This window comes from Caloramator fervidus, assembly GCF_900108045.1.
In the GTDB taxonomy this organism is placed as follows: Bacteria; Bacillota; Clostridia; order Clostridiales; family Caloramatoraceae; genus Caloramator; species Caloramator fervidus.
Genome location: NZ_FNUK01000008.1, coordinates 43274 through 63448, shown reverse-complemented (window position 1 = coordinate 63448; position 20175 = coordinate 43274). Strand labels below are relative to the sequence as shown.

Below are 20175 nucleotides of genomic sequence, written 5' to 3'. Positions count from 1 at the left end.
AGTTAACATGGAAAACTTTACAACATTTGTTGAATTTTTAAAGGCATATGGTGGGGCTACATTAGCTCTACTTGGTGCTGCACTTGCTGCTTTAATGGCAGGAATTGGTTCGGCAAAGGGAGTTGGAATAGTAGGTCAAAGCGCTGCAGGTCTTATAACTGAAGAACCTGAAAAATTTGGTCAATCTCTTATATTACAAGTTATTCCAGGAACACAGGGATTTTATGGTTTTATAACTGCTCTTATAGTTCTTTCAAGAATAGGTCTTTTAACAGGAGGATTAAAGCCAATTACATTAGCACAAGGTTTCTATCTTTTAATGGCTTGCTTACCAATGGCTTTTGTTGGATATAGCTCAGCAATATCACAGGGTAAAACTGCTGCTGCAGGTATTCAAATACTTGCTAAAAGACCTGAAAAGATGTTTAACGGAGTTATCTATGCTGTAATGGTTGAAACTTATGCGGTAGTTGCGCTCATTACTTCAATATTGATGATAGTAAATATAAAGATATGATGAGGGAGTGCTTAAAATGGCCGGAATTGATAGTTTAAAAGAAAGGCTGTTAAATGATGCAAAGCTTAAGGCAAGCGCAATTGAAAATGAGGCTTTAAGCAAGGCTAAATCAATTTTAGATGAGGCTACTAATAAAGCTGAAAGGATAGTTGAGGAGTTTAAGGAAAAAGCCGAAAGAGAAGGAAAAGAGAAGAAGGAAAGAATAATATCAAAGGCTAAAATGGAATGTAGAGATATGATTTTAAAGGCAAAACAGGAAATGATTGATAATATATTTAAGCTTGTTGTGGATAAAATAAACAACATGGATTTGGAATCCTACAGAAGTCTTTTTAAAACTCTTATCTTAAATAGCGTAGAAACAGGAGATGAGGAAATAGTTTTATCTCAAAAGGATAAAGATAAGTTTAATCAATCTTTCTTGTATGAAATAAACAGGGAGCTTATAGCAAAAGGAAAGGCAGGAAATTTGAAATTAAGTAGCGAAACCCTTAATTTAAATTCTGGGTTTATTTTAAGAAGGAATGGGCTTGAGATAAACTGTACTATAGAATCTTTAATTAGAAATTTAAGGGATGAACTTGAGGTAGAACTAGCAAAACTTCTTTTCTAGTTCCTCCAGTTAGGTAGATAGGAGGGGAGGTAATGGATTTAACCTATTTTTCACAAAGCATTGCAAGGGTTAAGGCCATGGAAAACAAAATGCTTGATAAGGCAAAATTTGAAGCCCTTATCGAAGCAAAGGACTTTGATGAAGCTGTAAGAATGCTTCAAGATACTGTTTATTCTAACTACAATATTAGAAATTTTGAAGAAGGCCTTAAAAAAGCTTTAGAAGATCTTTATTTTGAGATGTATAAAATAGTTCCTAACAAAAGCGTTGTTGATGTATTAGCAGCAAGATATGATGGACATAATATTAAAACTTTAATAAAATCTAAATTTTCTAATTTTGAATTTGAAAAGGTTCTTTTTGAAATAGGCACTGTTCCTTTAGATGTTTTAAAAATTTCAATTAAAGAAGAAAATTTTAGAGATATAAACCCTATTTTAAGAAGTTATATAGAAAGAGCTTTGGAAGATTTTAAATCAAATAAAAATCCTCAAAATATAGATTTAATAATAGATAAAGGTATATTGAAATATATGTTAAGCATAGCTGAAGATTCAAAGCTTGAGTATCTTGTAAAGTTAGTTAAATTAATAATTGATATGACAAATATAAAGGCCTTTGTAAGAATCAAAGTTCAAGAAAGGGATAGGGAATTTTTCAAAAAGGCATTTATTGAGGATGGAAATATAGATTTAGATCATTTCTTAAATAGTTTTAATGATTCCCTTGATTCTTTTGCAAATAAAATAATGCATACTGAACATTTTAAATGGGTAAAGGGTGGTTTAGAGGAATATATAAAAAAGCATGATTTGGGAAGTCTTGAAAAGTATGGCGATAACTACATAATGGATTTTATTAAAAATTCTAAGTTTATATCCTTTGGTCCAGACCCACTTATAGCATATATAATTGCAAGGGAAAATGAAATTAGACTTTTAAGAATAGTTCTTACAGGAAAGAAAAACGGTGTAGCACCAGACGTTATAAGGGAAAGGTTGCGTGATACCTATGTATAAAATAGGGGTTGTAGGGGAAAAGGATGCGGCTGTTGCCTTCCTTTCCCTTGGAATGACTGTAAAGGGGGTTGACACCCCCGAAGAAGCTCAAAGGGCTATTGATGAAATGGCACGAGAAGGATATGGTCTTATATTTGTAACAGAAACTATTGCCAAGGAAATAGATGAGACTATAGAAAGGTACAAAAACAACTTTTTGCCAGCTATAATTTTAATTCCTGGAGTTAATGGAAGTCTTGGAATAGGACTTCAAAAAATAAAAAATAATGTTGAAAAAGCTGTTGGAGTAGATATTTTATCAAAGAAGGAAGGTTGATAGTCTTGAAGGCGGGAAGAATTATAAAGGTTTCAGGACCTCTTGTTGTTGCTGAAGGTATGGAACATGCCAAAATGTTTGACGTTTGTAGAGTAGGCTACAAAAAGCTTATAGGCGAAATTATAGAAATGCGTGGAGATAAAGCTTCTATTCAAGTTTATGAAGAAACTTCAGGTCTTGGAATTGGTGAGCCTGTTGAAACTACAGGCGAACCTTTAAGCGTAGAGCTTGGACCTGGTCTTATTGAAGCTATGTTTGATGGAATTCAAAGACCTCTTGATAAAATAATGAAAATAGCAGGGGACTTTATTACAAGAGGAATAGATGTTCCAGCCCTTGATAGGGAAAAGAAGTGGCATTTTGTTCCTAAAAAGTCTGTTGGAGATTACGTATATCCAGGCGATATTTTTGGAACTGTTCAGGAAACTACTCTTATAGAACATAGAATAATGGTTCCATATAACATAGAAGGTGAAATAGTAGAAATTTATGAAGGGGATTTTACAGTTGTAGATACTGTTGCAAAGGTTAAAACAAAGAATGGGGATATTGTAAATCTTACTATGATGCAAAAGTGGCCAGTAAGAAAAGGAAGGCCATATAAATCTAAGATAACTCCAGAAGAGCCACTTTTAACAGGACAAAGAGTAATAGATACCTTCTTCCCTGTTGCCAAGGGAGGAACAGCTTGTGTTCCAGGTCCTTTTGGAAGTGGAAAGACAGTTGTTCAACATCAGCTTGCAAAGTGGGCTGATGCTGAAGTAGTTGTTTATATAGGATGCGGTGAACGTGGAAACGAAATGACAGACGTTCTTATGGAATTCCCAGAACTTAAGGATCCAAAAACAGGGGAACCATTAATGAAAAGAACCGTTCTTATTGCAAACACATCAAATATGCCAGTTGCAGCAAGAGAAGCTTCAATTTATACAGGAATAACTATTGCAGAATACTTTAGAGATATGGGATATTCAGTTGCTATGATGGCGGATTCAACTTCAAGATGGGCAGAAGCTCTAAGAGAAATGTCAGGACGTCTTGAAGAAATGCCAGGAGAAGAAGGATATCCAGCATACCTTGCATCACGTGCAGCGGAATTTTATGAAAGAGCAGGTAAGGTTTACTGTTTAGGTTCTGATAATAGAATAGGTGCTCTAACTGTTATAGGAGCAGTATCTCCTCCAGGTGGGGACCTTTCAGAGCCAGTTACTCAGGCTACTTTAAAGATAGTTAAGGTATTCTGGGGACTTGATGCAAACCTTGCATATAGAAGACACTTCCCAGCTATAAACTGGCTTTTAAGTTATTCTCTGTATATGGAAAAAATTGCACCATACATTGAAAGAATGGGATATGAAGGCTGGGGACAAATGGTTAAAGAGGCTATGAAGATTTTACAAGAGGAAAATGAACTTCAAGAAATCGTAAGACTTGTAGGTATAGATGCATTATCTGAAAAAGATAGGCTTACATTAGAAGCTGCAAAATCAATAAGAGAAGATTATTTACATCAAAACGCTTTCCATGAAATAGATACATATACTTCACTTAATAAACAATATAAGATGTTAAAATTAATACTTGAATTCTATCACTTATCTCAAAAGGCATTAGAAGCTGGAGTATATTTAAGCAAGATAACAAACCTTCCCGTAAGAGAAAAAATTGCAAGAGCAAAATATATTCCTGAAAATGAAATAGAAAAGATCGATGAAATATTTGTAGAACTTAAACAGCAAATAGAATCGCTTATGGAGGGAGGGTTTGTAAATGCTTAGGGAATATAGAACAATAAGGGAAATAGCAGGTCCTTTGATGCTAGTTGATGGAGTTGAGGGAGCTCTTTATGATGAAATTGTTGAGATAGAAACTCAAACTGGAGAAATAAGAAGAGGTAAGGTTCTTGAAATAAATGGCGATAAAGCTTTAATTCAGTTATTTGAAAGCTCTGCAGGAATAAACCTTCAAGGAAGTAAGGTAAGATTTTTAGGGAAAACCCTTGAGCTTGGTGTTTCAATTGACATGCTTGGAAGGGTATTTGATGGTCTTGGAAGACCAAAGGATGGAGGTCCTAAGATAATTCCTGAAAAGAAGCTTGATATAAATGGAAACCCATTAAATCCTGTTGCAAGAGATTATCCATCAGAATTTATCCAAACAGGTATTTCTGCAATAGATGGTCTTAATACTCTTGTTAGAGGACAAAAACTTCCAATTTTCTCAGGTTCTGGTCTTCCACATTCTAGGCTTGCAGCCCAGATTGCAAGGCAGGCAAGGGTTTTGAATGCAGATAGTAAATTTGCTGTTGTATTTGCAGCAATGGGAATTACTTTTGAAGAGGCAGAGTTCTTTATATCTGATTTTAAAAAGACAGGAGCAATAGACAGAGCAGTTTTATTTATAAACCTTGCTAATGACCCTGCTATAGAAAGAATAGCAACTCCAAGAATGGCATTAACTACTGCAGAATTCTTAGCCTTTGAAAAGGGAATGCATGTTCTTGTTATAATGACGGATATGACAAATTATTGTGAAGCTTTAAGAGAAATTTCTGCTGCAAGAAAAGAAGTTCCAGGAAGGCGTGGATACCCAGGATATCTTTATACAGACCTTTCAACTCTTTATGAAAGAGCAGGAAAGATAAAGGGTAAGGAAGGATCAATAACTCAAATACCAATACTTACAATGCCAGAAGATGATAAAACCCATCCTATACCAGACCTTACAGGATATATAACAGAAGGTCAGATAATATTAAGCAGGGAACTTTATAGAAAAGGGGTTAATCCTCCAATAGATGTATTACCTTCCTTGTCAAGATTGAAGGATAAGGGAATTGGTAAAGGGAAAACAAGAGAAGACCATGCAGATACAATGAATCAGCTCTTTGCAGCCTATGCACAAGGTAAACAGGCAAAGGAACTTGCAGTTATATTAGGTGAATCTGCTCTTTCAGATATAGATAAATTATATGCAAAATTTGCTGATGAATTTGAAAAAAGATATGTAAGTCAAGGAGAGTATGAAAACAGAAGTATAGAAGAAACATTAAATATAGGTTGGGAACTTTTATCTATACTTCCAAAGTCAGAGTTAAAGAGAATAAGAGAAGAATATATTGAAAAGTATTTGCCCAAAAAAGGGGATGAAATTTAATGAGACTTAATGTAAATCCTACACGAATGGAGCTTAGCCGTCTTAAGAAAAGATTAGCAGTTGCAGTAAGAGGGCATAAACTTTTGAAGGATAAACAGGACGAACTTATGAAAAAATTTATTGATCTTATAAAGAGAAACAATGAATTAAGGGTTAAGGTTGAAGAAGAACTTACAAAATCTCTTAAGGATTTTATGATGGCAAAAGCTGTTATGGGAGCAGAATTTTTGCAAGAGGCTATATCAATGCCTGCTGAGACGATAAAACTTGAGGTTACAAGGAAAAACATAATGAGCGTCAGTGTCCCTGTTATGAACTTTGTAAGGGAAGGAAATGAAAATGCTAGCATATATCCTTATGGCTTTTTATCAACAACAGGGGAACTTGATGCAGCTATAAAAAAGCTTTATGATATAATGCCACAACTTTTAGAACTTGCAGAGGTTGAAAAAGCTTGTCAGCTTATGGCAGACGAAATTGAAAAAACAAGGCGAAGAGTTAATGCCCTTGAATATGTTATGATACCTCAGCTTAAGGAAACAATAAAATATATTACTATGAAACTAGACGAAAATGAGCGTGGACATTAACAAGGCTTATGAAGATAAAATCTATGATGCAAAAATAAATCAGGGTAGGAAGCTTATGCTCCTACCCTTTTAAATTAGGCTCTATATCAAATTTTATCCTCCTCCAAGATATGGATAAAAACCTACTGTATCGCCATCTTTTAAGGTTTCATTAAAATCTGCATTTTTACCGTTTATTGTGCAGTTAAAAACTTCATTTAAGGGTAAATTTATTATTTTAATTAAATCGTTAACTGTTGAGTCTTCAGGAATGTCTAAATTAAAGGTTGAATTGTTTTGGGCGTATTTAGATAACATGGCAAATAATTTTACGGTTATATGCATATAATCACTCCTTAATTATTTTAAACAAATTGTTTTTTAAATCTATAAGATAGATTTTATTGTCTATTTTTCTATTAAGATAATTATAGATAAGATTTACAGCTAATCCTGATAGAATTTTTGAGGTATAATTGAATTTATTTGTGTTTGATTCTTTTATATAGTCTATGAAAAAGCTTTTTTAAGTAATGCCAAAAGACCTAATAGATGCTTTACAACAATTAAGGTTTGTTATTTTTAATTCAGTAGTTGTTTAATAAGGTTGTTATGTTTATATTTGAAGTTTTGTCTATTAGTATATCGCAGTCATGGCAGTATGCATGTATATTATGTTCATTTATTTTATCTATATATGCCTGAAAAAGTATTTCGGAATTTATTTTTTCAAGTTTTTCAAAGTCTACTTCAACTTTATATCTGTCTATGTCGTTTTCTTCAAACATAAACACCCTATATTATTTTAGTTCTATGCCTTTACAATTAAAGGTTGAGCCTAATAAAGGTAAGTTATATTTTAATTTTATTTCTATTGTAGAATTTACTTTTAAACCTTTTTGAATATATATTTTTATGTCTTTATAGTTTAAAATATCATATTTTTCTTCATTTAAAATTACTTTTTTTGCCTCTATCCAGAGGTTTTTTAACTCAGGTCCTCCTCATCCACAGCTTGTTTTAATTACTTTAATTTCAAGTTTACCACCTTTATTTTTGATGTAATTATATGTTTTATCATCAATTATTATTTCCATTTTAGACCTCCTTTCTCTATAACAATATTTTACCATTATATTTTATATTTACAATTTAAAAAATGTGTAAAAATATTGATTTACAGGTGTATATACAATATAATATTAGTGTAAAAATTTTTTAAGGGGGAGTGAATTGTGAGAAAAACAAAAGAATTGACTCTTGCGGGGGTTCTAGGAGCTATATCTTTTATTATTCCAATGTATTTTGGAGGATTTTTAATGGTTCAAATAGGACCTTTTACTGCAACTTTGATGTCGCATGTTCCAACTTTTTTGGCAATGCTTATAAGTCCTTTAGCAGCAGCTTTGGTTGGATTTGCTTCAGGACTTGGATTTTTATTAAAGCTTGGGCCTATAGCAGGTTCAAGAGGATTTATGCATGTAATAGTTGGATTTATCGGGGGGTATTTAGTAAAAAAAGGCTTTGATTATAAAAAAGTACTTTTAATTTTAATTCCTGTTCATGCCCTTTTAGAAGCTTTAGTTGTAATTCCTTTTGGAAAATTTGCGCTTCCATTTATTTTTACAACTATTGGTATAGGAACAGCTCTTCATCATACCATTGATTCTATTATAGCTTACATTTTCGCAAATGCCATAAATAAGAGAATTAAGGTATTTAAATTATAAAATGAGGTCAAATGACCTCATTTTTAATTTTCTATTTTTTTAAATTGGCTTATACATGCTTTTACAAGTTCTATATCATATCCCCATGATTTAATGGCATGTATTTTAAAATAAGGGCTGTATTTTAAAAGCTCATTTCTAATTATGTTTTCTGCTTCAACTCCATTTCCGCTGCTTGAAAGGTTTACAAATAAAATATTGTTTATTTGTTGGGATTTAAAATAATCAAAAGAGGATTTTAAATCTTTAGATATTATTATTCCGCTTTCCGAAAATCCGTGTTTTACAAGCCTTTCTTTAAGTTTTTCAGAGGTTTGGGTTTTATTGTCGTATATTAAAATTCCCTTATATCTTTCAGGAAGATTATTTATTTTATTAACGAAATAATTTATGAATATATCTGATTCATATACAGGCCTTGAAATTTTTATGGATATTCCTTTATCCCTTAAAAAGTCTAAGTCAACTTCATTATTTATTTTTGTTTCTATTTCTTTTGTAGTATAGTTTATTATATATATGCTTTTACACCCATCCTCTATGGCAGAGGTTATTGCTTGTTTTATATTTGGAGTATATCCTTCAAAGGCTATATAAAAGTAATATGGCTTATAATTTAGTATTGATTTTTTTAATTGTTGGGCAACTTGAGTTAAATCTTTATTTTTTTCGTTTACCTTTATTTGATTGTAAAATCTTTTTATTTTAAAGCAATATATTGGTTTTAAGAAAATATTTTTATCTTTTAAAAAATAATTAGAATAAAATGGAGTATATTTTTCCATTTCTCCTTCACAATAAAATATAACAGCTTTTTTAAGATTATCTATATTTTTAAAGTTTGGATAGTTATAATTTGAAGGTTTGAATATTAGAAAACTGCTTAGGCTAAAGGAAAGCAAAAAAGCCATAATGCTTATTAATATTGTTTTTAAATTTATTGTAAAATATTTTTTAGAAAATACAAACATTAAGGTTGAAACTAAGGCTATTACTATTAATAAAGGATAGTAACTATTTGGTGATACTAAAAACAGATTTGTAAGTATACCACACAATATAAAGAATAAAATTATAATCAATTTTTCACCTCCAATGTATATTTCATTAAATTATATGAATTAAAAGTTTATTTTATTTAACTTTTAATTAGGAGAATTATGTGAGATAATATAACTAGATATTATGAAAGGGGTGCAAAAATGTTAGATAAAAGAGGCATAATTGAGTTTTTAGAAGATGAAGGGCTTGATGAGGTTAACGAATTAGATTATAAAGATGAGGATATTCTAGTTTTAAATTTTTTCTATACCTTTGATGATGCAGAGCTTGAAGCTGCAAAGCAGTTTGCAAATGATAATTATGAAGGAGATAACCAAGATGAATGGTATAAAGATTATTTTCTTCCATATTTGACTGATATGGCAGCAGATAATATAAGGGACATTGTAGAGGAGTTGGAGGAAAAATTTAATGTTGAGGGTGAATTTGTAATTTATGAGATGGATAGAGATTATCACAGCGAATGTGAATGTGTTTTAGCTTTAGCTGAAAAGGGAAAGGACTTTGATATAGAAGATATATTAGAAGAAATAGAATAAAGGCTCCAATGAGCCTTTTTATTTTGGAGGATAATATGAAGGCACTAGTTTTATTTGCAAGCCCAAGAAGAAAAAATACATATCTAATTACAAAGGGATTTATAAAAGGTCTTGAGGAAAATAAAATAGAAGTTGTATTTATTGATGTTACAAAGCTTAATATTTCCCACTGTATATCCTGCAATTTTTGTCTTAAAGAGGAAAAATGTTTTATAAAGGATGATATGGATAAAATTTTAGAACTTATTAAGCAATGTGAGATATTAGTGTTATCTTCTCCTGTTTATTTTGGTACGGTAACTTCATATCTTAAGGTTTTAATAGATAGATGTCAGATTTTATACAATAAAAGGTTTGTTTTAAAAAGTGAAAAAGATATAAACAAAAAGGGTTATATGATATTTACTGCAGGAGGAAAGAATGAAAAAATGCTAGGTTCTATGGAACTTGTGGCAAAATTTTTTATGTTATCCTGCGGAGCTAAATTAGAAAAAATGATTTATTTTCTTAACACAGATGAAAGGGAAGTTGGAGACAAAGAGGTAGAATTGGCTTATAAAATAGCAAAGGAAATTACAAATAATTACATGTTTAATATTTAAATAATTACACACCCTATAATTAGAAACTAAAGAAAGGGGTGTGTAATCATGAGAGGTAGATTTTTTAGTGGACTTGCAACAGGTGCTATTATAGGAGCTATTGCTGGAATGATGATGGTTCCTCAAATGGATTATAGAAATAGAAGAAGAATAACCCGTGCCAGCAGAAAGGTTGAAGATCTTTTAGACAGGTTAAGTCAGATGAGATGAAAAAGCAGGATTTCCTGCTTTTTCTTTTTGGTGTATAATATAATAAACTTATCATAAAAGGGGATGGAATATGGAAGTTTTAACTTTAGGTGAAAAAATAAGGTTAAAAAGAAAAGAATCTTACTTTAAAGGAACTTGCAGGAGACAAAGTAACCTCAGGTCAGATAAGCCTTGTGGAATCAGGTAAAGCAAATCCTAGTATAGAGCTTTTACAATATATTGCTGAAAAATTGGATACAGATATTGAGTATTTTTTAGAAAGTGAAGAAAAGCAAGCTTCTAGAATATGTGAATTTTATTGTAATATATGTGAATCTGCAATTATTTCTGAGGATTTTTTAAAAGCTACAGAAGCTATAGAAAAAGGAGCTTTTTATGCTGATAAATATAATCTAAATTATTACAAAGCAAAATTTGAATATTTTTATGCTAAGATTGAGTATAAAAAAGATAATCTACAAGCAGCACAGCTTCATTGCCTTTATGCAAATAGTTTGTTTTTAAAAACAGATAGCATTGATGATATAATAAAAACTTTTTTATTGTTGGGACAAATAAGTTTTTCTATGGGAGCAATTAATACAGCTTTAAATTATTTTATTCAAGCAGATTCTATGTTAAATAAGGATGAATATGTTAATGAAAAATTAAAGGCTAATATAATGTATAACATAGCCATGTGTTATGATAAGTTGGGGGATATAAAGCAGGCTATATCCTTTGCAAATATTGCAAAGGACAAGCTTTTAATCCTTGAAGATAAGAAAAAATATGGGGAAATTTTAATGCTTCTTAGTTTATCCTATGCTAAAGAAAACAATTTAAATAAAGCTTTAAAATATGCAGAAATGGCAAAGGAAGTATTTAAATCCTTTGAATCTGACAATGAAATAGTAGAGATTGAAATGAGTCTTGGAAATATTTTTTCAAAGATTGGAAATTTCGAGGAATCTTTTGAACATTTAAATAAGGCTTTAAAATTAAAAAATAAAAAGGATAGTCATTTTTATGATATATTATTTAGTTATTCTGAAAATTATATAAAAATCAAAGATTATGATAAAGCTTTAGAATTTGTAAACAGAATATTTGATGAATTTGGCGAAAATAGTTTTTATAGAATAAAATGCTATAAGCTTTTTTATAAAATCTATGATGAGAAAGATGATTATAATAATGCAGAAAAAGTGTTGCTTGAAGCCATAAAATATTTAGAGGCATTAGATTTTAAAAAGGAACTTGCAGACTTTTACACAACCCTTGGAAGGTTTTACATGAAGGTAAATGAAAGGGAACTTGCTTTAAATTATTTAGATAAAGGTTTAGAAATATATAAGGAATTAGGTATTATTTTATAGATTAAAGGAAAAAATAATAAAATGGGTTTGAAAATTGAAGGATTTTATTTTAAAAATTACATAATTTTAAAATTTACTTATTGAATTTTTTAAAAACTTGTATATAATAAAGAAATGTAATAATGTTAAATGTTTAACAATATTTAGGAGGTTGCAGTATGCCAAAGGTTCTAAGAGTAGTGGATAGAAGAAGATGCATTGGATGTTTGTCTTGTAGGCAAGCGTGTGCAAGGCTTAGGGGAGATTATTCACCATCTAATGCTGCTTTAGATGTAAAAACAGCAGGAGGTTTATCAGGTGAATTTGTAATAACTATATGTGTGGCTTGCGAAGAGCCAGCATGTATGGAAGCTTGCAAGTTTGGTGCTTTGACAAAGAGAAATGGTGGAGGAGTTGTATTCCATAAAGAAAAATGTACAAAATGTGGAGCTTGCGCTAAGGCATGTTCAATTAGTGCAATTAGGATGGATAATGAAGGATATCCAATAATATGCACTCATTGTGGGTATTGCACAAGATATTGCCCACATAGATGTATTGCTACAAAGGAGGTTTAACGATGCTTAATAAGGATTATATAAGAGTTTTATATATTGACCTTACTAATGAAGAATACAGATTTGAGGAAAGAAAGGATCTTTTTAAATACATAGGAGGAACGGGAGTTGCAGCAAAGCTTTTAGAAGAAAATATAAAACCAGAACTTGATCCTTTTGATCCTAGTCAACCAATAATATTTGCTAATGGTCCTTTATCCTTTGTAATGCCAGTTTGTACAAAGGTTGTTGCAACGTTCTACTCACCCCATACAAGAGAATATGGAGAAAGCCATGCAGGTGGCCGTCTTGCTATGGCAATGAGATTTAACAATATAGATGCCATTGTTATAACAGGAAAAGCAAAGTATCCTAAATATCTTGTTATAGATGATAAGGTTTTATTCAAAGATGCAAGAGCTATGTGGGGCTTGTCTGTAGAGGATACAGGTAAAATTTTAAGACAGCATACTACAGGAAGCGGAATAAGAAGTTCTTTAAGAATAGGAAGGGCAGGAGAAAACCTTGTAACGTATGCAGGGGTTAATGTAGATACTTACAGGCATTTTGGAAGGCTTGGACTTGGTGCGGTATTTGGTTCAAAGCTTTTAAAGGGTATAGTAATAATTGGAGATGAATCAATAAAAATTCCTAAGGAAAATCTTAAAAAATATAGGGAAGTTTATGATAGCATTTATGATGTAGTAACAAAGACAGATGTTATGGAAAAATATCATGCGGTTGGAACAAGTATAAATGTTTTGCCACTTAATGAAATGAATTCTTTACCTTCTTTAAATTTAAAAACTACAAGATATGAACATGCAGAGGGCATATCTGGAGAAAAATTTGCAAGAGAAGTTTTAGTAAGAAAAGTTGCATGTTCAGGATGTCAAATTGGATGTATACATATAGGACAATTTAGAAGACAATTTGATGAAGGTTATGAATATGAAACGGTTAATGTATCCTATGACCATGAGCTGGTGTTTGCTTTAGGAAGTTTTGTTGGATTGAAAAATCCAGAAGAAGTACTTCAATTAATTGATGTAGTTGAAAGGGAAGGGCTTGATGCAATTTCTACTGGTGTTGCTTTAGGATGGGCAACAGAAGCTTACAACAGAGGAATAATAACAATAGATGATACTTTAATGCCTCTTGAGTTTGGTGTATTGCCAAATTATATGGCTGCAGTTCACTATATTGCAACTGGTAAAAATGAGTTTTATAAAGATCTTGGCAAAGGCGTTGCTTATGCTTCTAAAAAGTATGGAGGGCAAGATTTTGCGTGCCATCTTGGTGGAAATGAAATGCCAGGTTATCATACAGGTTATGGAAGTGTCGTAGGTTTTTCTGTAGGTTCAAGGCATTCTCATCTTGATAATGCAGGATATTCAATAGACCAAGCAAGACCTAAAGAAGAAGAAATTGTAAAGAAGATTTTCAATGAAGAATTAGAAAGAAATATATTAACAAGCCTTGTAGCTTGCTTGTTTGCAAGAAAAGTTTACAATAGAGAAACAATATTAAAGGCTTTAGAGGCTGTAGGAATCCAATATACAAATTCAGAACTTACAGAAATAGCAAAAGAAATATTAAGGACAAAGTATAGAATCAAAGAAAAGCTTGGATATTCATTAGATAGCATAAAAATACCAAAGAGATTTTTTGAAACTATAACCTTAAACGGAAAGCTAGATCAAGAAAAGGCTCATAAGATGGTTAAAGAATATAAGGCTATGATAGAAGATTTAATGAAGCAGTAAAAATACCCTCAAGCTTTAAAGCTTGAGGGTATTTTTTAGTAGATTTTGTGGATTGTGTTTATAAATCTTACGGTTCCTGTTTTAGCCCTCATAACTACTGATTGGGTTTTGGCTGTTTCATTTTGATAAAATACAACTCCCTTTAGAAGATCTCCATTTGTAACACCAGTTGCTGCAAAATAGACTTCATCTCCTTTTACAATATCATCTATATATAGTATTTTTTTAATATTGCTTATTCCCATTTTAATGCATCTTTCTTTTTCTTCATCGTTTGTAGGATAAAGCCTTCCTTGAAAATCTCCACCTAAGCATTTTAATGCAGCAGCAGCAATAACACCCTCTGGAGCTCCTCCTATTCCTACCATTATATCAACTCCAGTATCTTCAAAGCCTGTTGCTATAGCAGCTGCTATATCTCCATCGGTTATAAGTTTCATTCTTGCCCCTACTTTTCTTACCTCTTCCATTAAAGGATAGTGTCTTTCCCTATCAAGCATAATTACAGTAACTTCGTCAACATCCTTTTTTAGGGCTTTAGCTACGTTTTTTATATTTTCACTAAGAGGAGCATCTAAGCTTACAACGCCTTTTGCTTTTGGTCCCACAGCAATTTTTTCCATATACATATCCGGGGCATGTAAAAGATTACCTTTTTCAGCAACAGCAACGACAGAAAGAGCACCTGGAAGTCCCTTTGCTATAAGATTAGTTCCATCTAAAGGGTCTACAGCTATATCAAGTTCAATGCTGTTTTCATCTCCGCACCCTAATTTTTCTCCTATGTAAAGCATGGGTGCTTCATCCATTTCACCTTCTCCAATTACTACTGTTCCTCTTATTGGAAGAAGGTCAAACATTTTTCTCATTCCGTCAACGGCTGCACCATCTGCAGCATTTTTATCTCCTCTTCCTAGATAAATAGCAGCCTTTAATGCAGCAGTTTCCGTAACTCTAATTAATCCTAAAGCTAAGTCTATATCTAACATTCTTATCCCCCTAAAGTGATATACTTTTTACACTAACATTATACACTTATTTGTGTGTTTGTGTCAATTAATAAAACACAAACAATATTTTACAGTTAATTTTTCCATCCTAAAAACTTATCTTCTAACGATGCAACAAAGGCATACATTAAATAGGCAGCTATTGATAAAATTATTATGCTTAGCATTACCATATCAAGTTGAGCAACTTGTCCTCCAAATATTATTAAAAATCCTAACCCTTCCTTTGCAACTAAGAATTCTCCAACTATTACTCCAACCCATGAAAGGCCAACGTTTATTTTAAGGGCTGATATTATAGTTGGAACGCTAGATGGAAGAACTACATATTTTAATATTTGAAACTTTGATGCTCCAAAAGTTTTTAAAAGCTTTATTTTATCTTCATCGACTTCTTTAAATCCTGTATGGACAGAAATTATAGTTACTATTAATGAAATCATAAGGGCTATTATTATTATCGCTGTTTTTCCATTTCCTACCCAGAATACTATTATAGGTCCAAGGGCTATTTTAGGAAGGGCATTTAATACAACAAGATATGGTTCAAGAACTTTGCTTAAAAAATCCCACCACCAGAGAATTATAGCTATTATAGTTCCTATTACGGTTCCAAGAACAAAGCCTATTATGGTTTCATAACAGGTTACAAATATGTGTTTAAAAAGTTCCCCATTGTTATAAAGTTTTATTAAAAATTTTATCATTCTTGACGGTTGGCTTACTAAAAATGGGTCTATTATTTTAAATTTAGCCAAAATTTCCCATAAAGCAAAGAAAATGATTAGAATTGATATTTGGGTAAAAAATATAAGCATTTTTTTTCTTTTTACACTTTTAATATATATTTCATGTTCCTTTGAAAATACTTTTGCTTCATTCAACATGAATATCAAGCTCCTTCCATATAATATTAAAATAATCTTTAAATTCAGGAGCTTCTCTAACCTTTATAGGGGTTCTATCCTTAATGGAAAAGTTTATTTTTAATATATTTTTAATTTGAGCAGGCCTTTTTGATAAAATTACAACTCTATCGCTTAAACTTATAGCTTCAGATATATCATGGGTTACCATTATAACTGTTTTACCTTCATTTTTTATTATTTTGTATATATCGTCAGCTACAACAAGTCTTGTTTGATAATCAAGAGCTGTAAGAGGTTCATCAAGAAGAAGTATGTCAGGATTTAAGGCTAAAGTTCTTATAAGAGCTGCTCTTTGTCTCATTCCACCAGAGAGCTGGCGGGGATAATAGTTTTTAAAGCTTAAAAGGCCGTATTTGTCAAGCATATATTCTAGCTTTTTTAAGTTTTCATCGTTTAATTTATTTTGAATTTCAAGGCCAAGGATTATATTCTTATATATGGTTCTCCATTCAAATAGATGGTCCTTTTGAAACATATATCCTATTTTATTTGAGGGCTTTGTTATTTCCTCATTATCTATATACACTTTTCCTTTAGATGGCTTTATAAGACCTGCTACTACATTTAAAAAAGTAGATTTTCCACAACCCGATGGACCAACAAGACATATAAATTCTCCTTCTTCTACTTCTAAGCTTAAATTTTTTATAGCTTCTGTTTCACCATCTAGTGTGTGATATATTACGCTTATATTTTCAGCCTTAAGCTTTATCACTATTATCCCCCCAAAATATTATTTAATTTTATTTACGGCATTTTGTGCAAACTCTGTAGTTACTATCTTTTCATAAGGAGGTCTATTTGGTAGAAGTTCTCTATTATAACTTTGTATTATATCCATAAGCCTTGATAGAGCTTCCTCCTTTAATATAGGATCTTTTGACCAAGTATCTTGATTTTTATATCTTTCAATTACTGTAGTTAAAAGTTTTATATCTGATCCTGGGAAGAAACTTATAACAGCTTCTGCAATTTCCTTTGCAGAATGTTTTTCAACCCATAGTTGACCTTTGTATATTGCGTTTGTAAATTTTTGAATTATATCAGGGTTTTTTTCTATATAGGATTTGGTTGCAAAAAAGCAGGTATATGGAATTTCTCCTGAGGCTTTTCCAATTGATGCCACTATATAACCTCCACCTTCTTTTTCAAGCATACTTGCTGTAGGTTCGAAAAGGGCTACATAATCTCCAAGTCCAGATTTAAAAGCTTGTGCTGTTGCAGTAAAGGCTATGTTTGTTATTAAGTTTACATCTTTATTTGGCAAAAGCCCATGATTTCTAATTATATATTCAAGAGTCATTTGAGGAACTCCGCCGGGTCTTCCGCCTATTATAGTTTTACCTTTTAAGTTTTCCCATCTGAAGTCTTCTTTTTGTCTTCCAACTAAGAAAGAGCCATCTCGTTTAGTTAATTGAGCAAATAATACGGCATAATCATCTTTTCCTTGGTTATAAAGGTATATAACTTGTTCAGGTCCGCAAAAACCTATATCGGCATTATTTGAAAGGACTTGTTGCATTGTTTTGTCAGCACCTTGTCCTGTAGACAATTCTATTTCTAAACCTTCTTCATTAAAAAATCCTTTGTTTATTGCAACGTACATTGGAGCATAGAATATAGATCTTACAACTTCGTTTAACCTAACTTTTGTAAGTTTTTCTTCCTTTTTTTGACTACAAGATGATAAAATTAGAGCAATTCCTATTAAAATTGATAAAAATTTGAAGCTCCTTTTCATAAATACCTCCATGTAGATTTTTGATATTTTTATAATATGCAGTTAGATATTGCTTTGACACAAATTACTAATTTAGTATAATATTGATGTGAAGGAGGGAGAACATGAAAAATTATAGGTGGTTTTATGTTGTATTAGGTATGTTAATATTTTTGTGTCTTGGAACAGTTTATTCGTGGAGCATATTTAGAAAACCTTTAGAAAATGTTTTACATTTTTCATCTACACAAAGTGGACTTCCCTTTATGACATTTCTTGCTTTTTATGCAATTTTAATGCCTTTTGGAGGAAAACTTGTAACTAGATATCATCCAAGAACTGTTATGGTATTAGGTGGAAGTTTGGTTGGACTTGGATGGTTTTTAGCATCTTTTGCAAAAAGTATATGGTTTTTAGTTTTGACATATGGTGTTATCGCAGGAAGTGGAGTTGGAATAGTTTATGGAGTTCCTATAAGCGTTGTTTCAAGATGGTTTTATGACAAAAAAGGTCTTGCGTTGGGTATTTTATTATCAGGATTTGGTTTATCTCCATTTATTACAGCACCTATTGCTAAGAAATTTATAGATTTATATGGAGTTTTTACTACATTTAAGATACTTGGAGGTATATTTTTAATTTTTATTATAATATTATCACTTCCTTTTAAATTTCCAGATGAAATTAAACATGAAGAAGAAATAAGTGGATCTTCTTTAAATCCTAAAGAAATGTTAAAAACAGCTAAGTTTTATGCATTATGGTTTTGTTTTATGGTAGGAACCTTAGTTGGTCTTATGATAATAGGAATAACGGGTCCTGTTGGAGAAGAAATTATAAAAATTGATTCTAAAAAAGTTGCATTATTTGTTTCTATATTTTCTGCTTTTAATGGAATAGGAAGACCATTATTTGGGTGGCTTACAGATGTTTTAAAACCTGTTTTTGTTATTTCCCTTTCATATCTTTTGATTTTATTATCATCATTTTTAATGTTTTTATTTAAGGAAGGAAGTGTAGTTGTTTTTACTCTTTCTTTTGCATTATTTTGGCTTAATTTTGGTGGATGGCTTTCAATAGCTCCTGCTTTAACTTCAAGATTTTTTGGAAATAAGTTCTACAGTCAAAATTATGGAATTGTTTTTACTGCATACGGATTTGGAGCAATAATTGGAAATTTACTTTCGGGGATTTTGAAGGATTATTTTGGAAGTTATAAAGTTATAGCTTATCCTACCATCTTTATAGTTATTATAGCATTTATTGTCGCAAATAAATTTTTAAAGGAGGAGAATAGATAATACAAATGAAGAAACATGTTTTTACTATAACTTATTTATTTATTATAATGTTTTTTATAGGTTTTTCAGAAAATACAAGGGGGATATTTATTCCTTTATTTAAAAATGAATTTAAAGTTTCAAATAGTATAATAGGAGTCATGCTTATAGTATCTTCATTGGGATATGTTATTTTTCAATACATAGGAGGAATGTTAATTGAAAAGTATGGGTATAAAAAGATTTATTTTATAAGTCTTTTGTTAAATGTAATAGCTTTTTTAGGTTTGGGGAAAAGCATAAATTTTTACATGCTTCTTATGTCAATGTTTGTATTTAATGCTGCAATTTCACTTTTTTCGATAGCAACAAATTCTTTAGTTCCCATTCTTTTTATAAGTTATCAGGCTATTTTAATGAATTTAACTCATTTTTTTTATGGATTTGGAACATCAATTGGACAAAGAAGCGTAGGAATTTTATTAAAAAAAGGTTTTGGGTGGAGAGATGTTTATCTTGGACTTTCAGTTGTGTTTGCTATTTTAACTATTATTTTCTTTTTAGTAAATTTCCCTTATGTTGGCTTTTCAAAAGGCAGACAAAAAATCAATTTTAAAGATATCATAAAAGATAAAAGAGTTGTATTTTTTATTTTAGCTTTAGGGTTTTATGTATTTTCTGAAATATCTGTTGCTAATTGGTTTGCTAATTTTATGATTACATCCTATTCATTAGATTCTTTAAAGGCATCTTACTATCTTTCAATGTTTTTTCTAATATTTACAGTAGGAAGGCTTGTTGGAGGATTTATTGTTGAAAGATTTGGTTATTTTAACTCTTTAATTACATTTTTTCCAACTGCTATAGTATTGTTTACTTTAGGTCTTTTATTTGGGAAAAAATATTTATTTTTGATTTCTTTGTCGGGATTTTTCTTTTCAATAGGGTTTCCAACTATAGTCCTTATAGTAAACAATACATTTAAAGAAAATAAAACCTATATATTAGGGATAATTATAGCATTAACCTTAACTATTAATATGATTCTAAACTTTATAGTTGGAGTTTTAAATGATTTAATAGGTGCTTATTATACTTTTTATTTAGTGCCTAGTTCGCTTTTATTGTCATTGATTTTTATTTTGTATATTAAACATAAAGTTTATAAAGGGAATTAGATTGACAAATATAAGGTAATGTGTATAAAATATAAAATAAAAAAATATAATAAAAGGCTGTGAAA

Annotated in this window: 22 protein-coding genes, 1 pseudogene and 1 other annotated feature (1 of these 24 running past the window's edge); of the genes and pseudogenes, 16 read left to right on the top strand and 7 right to left on the bottom strand. The window is 30.9% G+C overall.

Annotated elements, in window-relative coordinates:
* Window positions 1–7: 7 nt before the first annotated feature.
* The 7 genes and pseudogenes from C4R78_RS04185 to C4R78_RS04155 all read left to right on the top strand — a co-directional run bounded on the left by C4R78_RS04185 (window position 8) and on the right by C4R78_RS04155 (window position 6249).
* A complete protein-coding gene (locus C4R78_RS04185; RefSeq protein ID WP_103895844.1) occupies window positions 8–517 on the top strand; it encodes a V-type ATP synthase subunit K in 510 nt (169 codons plus the stop codon).
* A gap of 16 nt (window positions 518–533) precedes the next feature.
* Window positions 534–1130, top strand: a complete 597-nt coding sequence (locus tag C4R78_RS04180; RefSeq protein WP_103895843.1) for a V-type ATP synthase subunit E — start codon at window positions 534–536, stop codon at window positions 1128–1130.
* Window positions 1131–1162: 32 nt separating this feature from the next.
* Window positions 1163–2149, top strand: coding sequence for a V-type ATP synthase subunit C (locus C4R78_RS04175; RefSeq protein ID WP_103895842.1), 987 nt, complete (start codon window positions 1163–1165; stop codon window positions 2147–2149).
* Complete coding sequence (locus C4R78_RS04170; protein ID WP_341456807.1) at window positions 2136–2465, top strand: V-type ATP synthase subunit F; 330 nt, start codon at window positions 2136–2138, stop codon at window positions 2463–2465. The genes C4R78_RS04175 and C4R78_RS04170 overlap by 14 nt, the downstream gene beginning before the upstream one ends.
* Before the next feature lie 5 nt (window positions 2466–2470).
* On the top strand, window positions 2471–4243 hold the full coding sequence (locus tag C4R78_RS04165; RefSeq protein WP_207654273.1) for a V-type ATP synthase subunit A: 1773 nt from the start codon (window positions 2471–2473) through the stop codon (window positions 4241–4243).
* A complete protein-coding gene (locus tag C4R78_RS04160) occupies window positions 4236–5621 on the top strand; it encodes a V-type ATP synthase subunit B (protein WP_103895840.1) in 1386 nt (461 codons plus the stop codon). The genes C4R78_RS04165 and C4R78_RS04160 overlap by 8 nt, the downstream gene beginning before the upstream one ends.
* Window positions 5621–6249, top strand: a pseudogene (locus C4R78_RS04155) (V-type ATP synthase subunit D). Before C4R78_RS04160 ends, C4R78_RS04155 begins: the two are co-directional and overlap by 1 nt.
* A gap of 55 nt (window positions 6250–6304) precedes the next feature.
* On the opposite strand, the gene C4R78_RS04150 reads toward C4R78_RS04155, so the two are convergent.
* Entirely contained in the window at window positions 6305–6535 is a 231-nt protein-coding gene (locus C4R78_RS04150; protein WP_103895839.1) for a MoaD/ThiS family protein, read from the bottom strand.
* Window positions 6536–6777: 242 nt separating this feature from the next.
* Window positions 6778–6978 (bottom strand): ThiF family adenylyltransferase, encoded by a 201-nt coding sequence (locus C4R78_RS04145; RefSeq protein WP_103895838.1) that lies wholly within the window; start codon window positions 6976–6978, stop codon window positions 6778–6780.
* Window positions 6979–7425: 447 nt separating this feature from the next.
* Here C4R78_RS04145 and C4R78_RS04140 point away from each other — a divergent pair, with 447 nt between their 5' ends.
* Complete coding sequence (locus C4R78_RS04140; protein ID WP_242971191.1) at window positions 7426–7920, top strand: ECF transporter S component; 495 nt, start codon at window positions 7426–7428, stop codon at window positions 7918–7920.
* Between the two features lie 23 nt (window positions 7921–7943).
* Here the strand turns inward: C4R78_RS04140 and C4R78_RS04135 are convergent, their stop codons facing one another.
* Window positions 7944–9002: a hypothetical protein gene (locus C4R78_RS04135; RefSeq protein ID WP_103895837.1), complete on the bottom strand. Its 1059-nt coding sequence runs from the start codon at window positions 9000–9002 to the stop codon at window positions 7944–7946.
* Window positions 9003–9122: 120 nt separating this feature from the next.
* Between C4R78_RS04135 and C4R78_RS04130 the strand changes: the two genes are divergently transcribed.
* The 6 genes from C4R78_RS04130 to C4R78_RS04110 all read left to right on the top strand — a co-directional run bounded on the left by C4R78_RS04130 (window position 9123) and on the right by C4R78_RS04110 (window position 13993).
* Complete coding sequence (locus tag C4R78_RS04130) at window positions 9123–9521, top strand: hypothetical protein (protein WP_103895836.1); 399 nt, start codon at window positions 9123–9125, stop codon at window positions 9519–9521.
* A 35-nt stretch (window positions 9522–9556) separates the two neighbouring features.
* Window positions 9557–10123, top strand: a complete 567-nt coding sequence (locus tag C4R78_RS04125; protein WP_159945795.1) for a flavodoxin family protein — start codon at window positions 9557–9559, stop codon at window positions 10121–10123.
* A 48-nt stretch (window positions 10124–10171) separates the two neighbouring features.
* Window positions 10172–10333, top strand: coding sequence for a YtxH domain-containing protein (locus C4R78_RS09350; RefSeq protein WP_146057663.1), 162 nt, complete (start codon window positions 10172–10174; stop codon window positions 10331–10333).
* 164 nt (window positions 10334–10497) lie between these two features.
* A complete protein-coding gene (locus tag C4R78_RS04120) occupies window positions 10498–11691 on the top strand; it encodes a helix-turn-helix domain-containing protein (protein WP_341456806.1) in 1194 nt (397 codons plus the stop codon).
* Window positions 11692–11849: 158 nt separating this feature from the next.
* Entirely contained in the window at window positions 11850–12248 is a 399-nt protein-coding gene (locus C4R78_RS04115; protein WP_103895833.1) for a 4Fe-4S binding protein, read from the top strand.
* 2 nt (window positions 12249–12250) lie between these two features.
* Window positions 12251–13993: an aldehyde ferredoxin oxidoreductase N-terminal domain-containing protein gene (locus C4R78_RS04110; protein ID WP_103895832.1), complete on the top strand. Its 1743-nt coding sequence runs from the start codon at window positions 12251–12253 to the stop codon at window positions 13991–13993.
* Between the two features lie 35 nt (window positions 13994–14028).
* Here the strand turns inward: C4R78_RS04110 and glpX are convergent, their stop codons facing one another.
* The 4 genes from glpX to C4R78_RS04090 form a co-directional block, all read right to left on the bottom strand.
* Window positions 14029–14982 carry a class II fructose-bisphosphatase gene (gene glpX / locus C4R78_RS04105; protein WP_103895831.1) on the bottom strand — a complete coding sequence of 318 codons (954 nt, stop codon included), beginning with the start codon at window positions 14980–14982 and terminating at the stop codon, window positions 14029–14031.
* Between the two features lie 95 nt (window positions 14983–15077).
* Window positions 15078–15890: an ABC transporter permease gene (locus C4R78_RS04100; protein WP_103895830.1), complete on the bottom strand. Its 813-nt coding sequence runs from the start codon at window positions 15888–15890 to the stop codon at window positions 15078–15080.
* Window positions 15880–16647 (bottom strand): ABC transporter ATP-binding protein, encoded by a 768-nt coding sequence (locus tag C4R78_RS04095; RefSeq protein ID WP_103895829.1) that lies wholly within the window; start codon window positions 16645–16647, stop codon window positions 15880–15882. Before C4R78_RS04095 ends, C4R78_RS04100 begins: the two co-directional genes overlap by 11 nt.
* An 18-nt stretch (window positions 16648–16665) precedes the next feature.
* Window positions 16666–17673, bottom strand: coding sequence for an ABC transporter substrate-binding protein (locus tag C4R78_RS04090; protein WP_103895828.1), 1008 nt, complete (start codon window positions 17671–17673; stop codon window positions 16666–16668).
* A gap of 104 nt (window positions 17674–17777) precedes the next feature.
* Here C4R78_RS04090 and C4R78_RS04085 point away from each other — a divergent pair, with 104 nt between their 5' ends.
* Both C4R78_RS04085 and C4R78_RS04080 read left to right on the top strand, forming a co-directional pair.
* The gene (locus tag C4R78_RS04085) at window positions 17778–18953 is read left to right on the top strand and encodes an L-lactate MFS transporter (RefSeq protein WP_103895827.1); all 1176 of its coding nucleotides are present in this window, start codon (window positions 17778–17780) and stop codon (window positions 18951–18953) included.
* Window positions 18954–18958: 5 nt separating this feature from the next.
* Window positions 18959–20110: an MFS transporter gene (locus tag C4R78_RS04080; protein ID WP_103895826.1), complete on the top strand. Its 1152-nt coding sequence runs from the start codon at window positions 18959–18961 to the stop codon at window positions 20108–20110.
* Window positions 20111–20160: 50 nt separating this feature from the next.
* Window positions 20161–20175: a binding site (T-box leader), on the top strand; it runs 194 nt beyond the window's last position.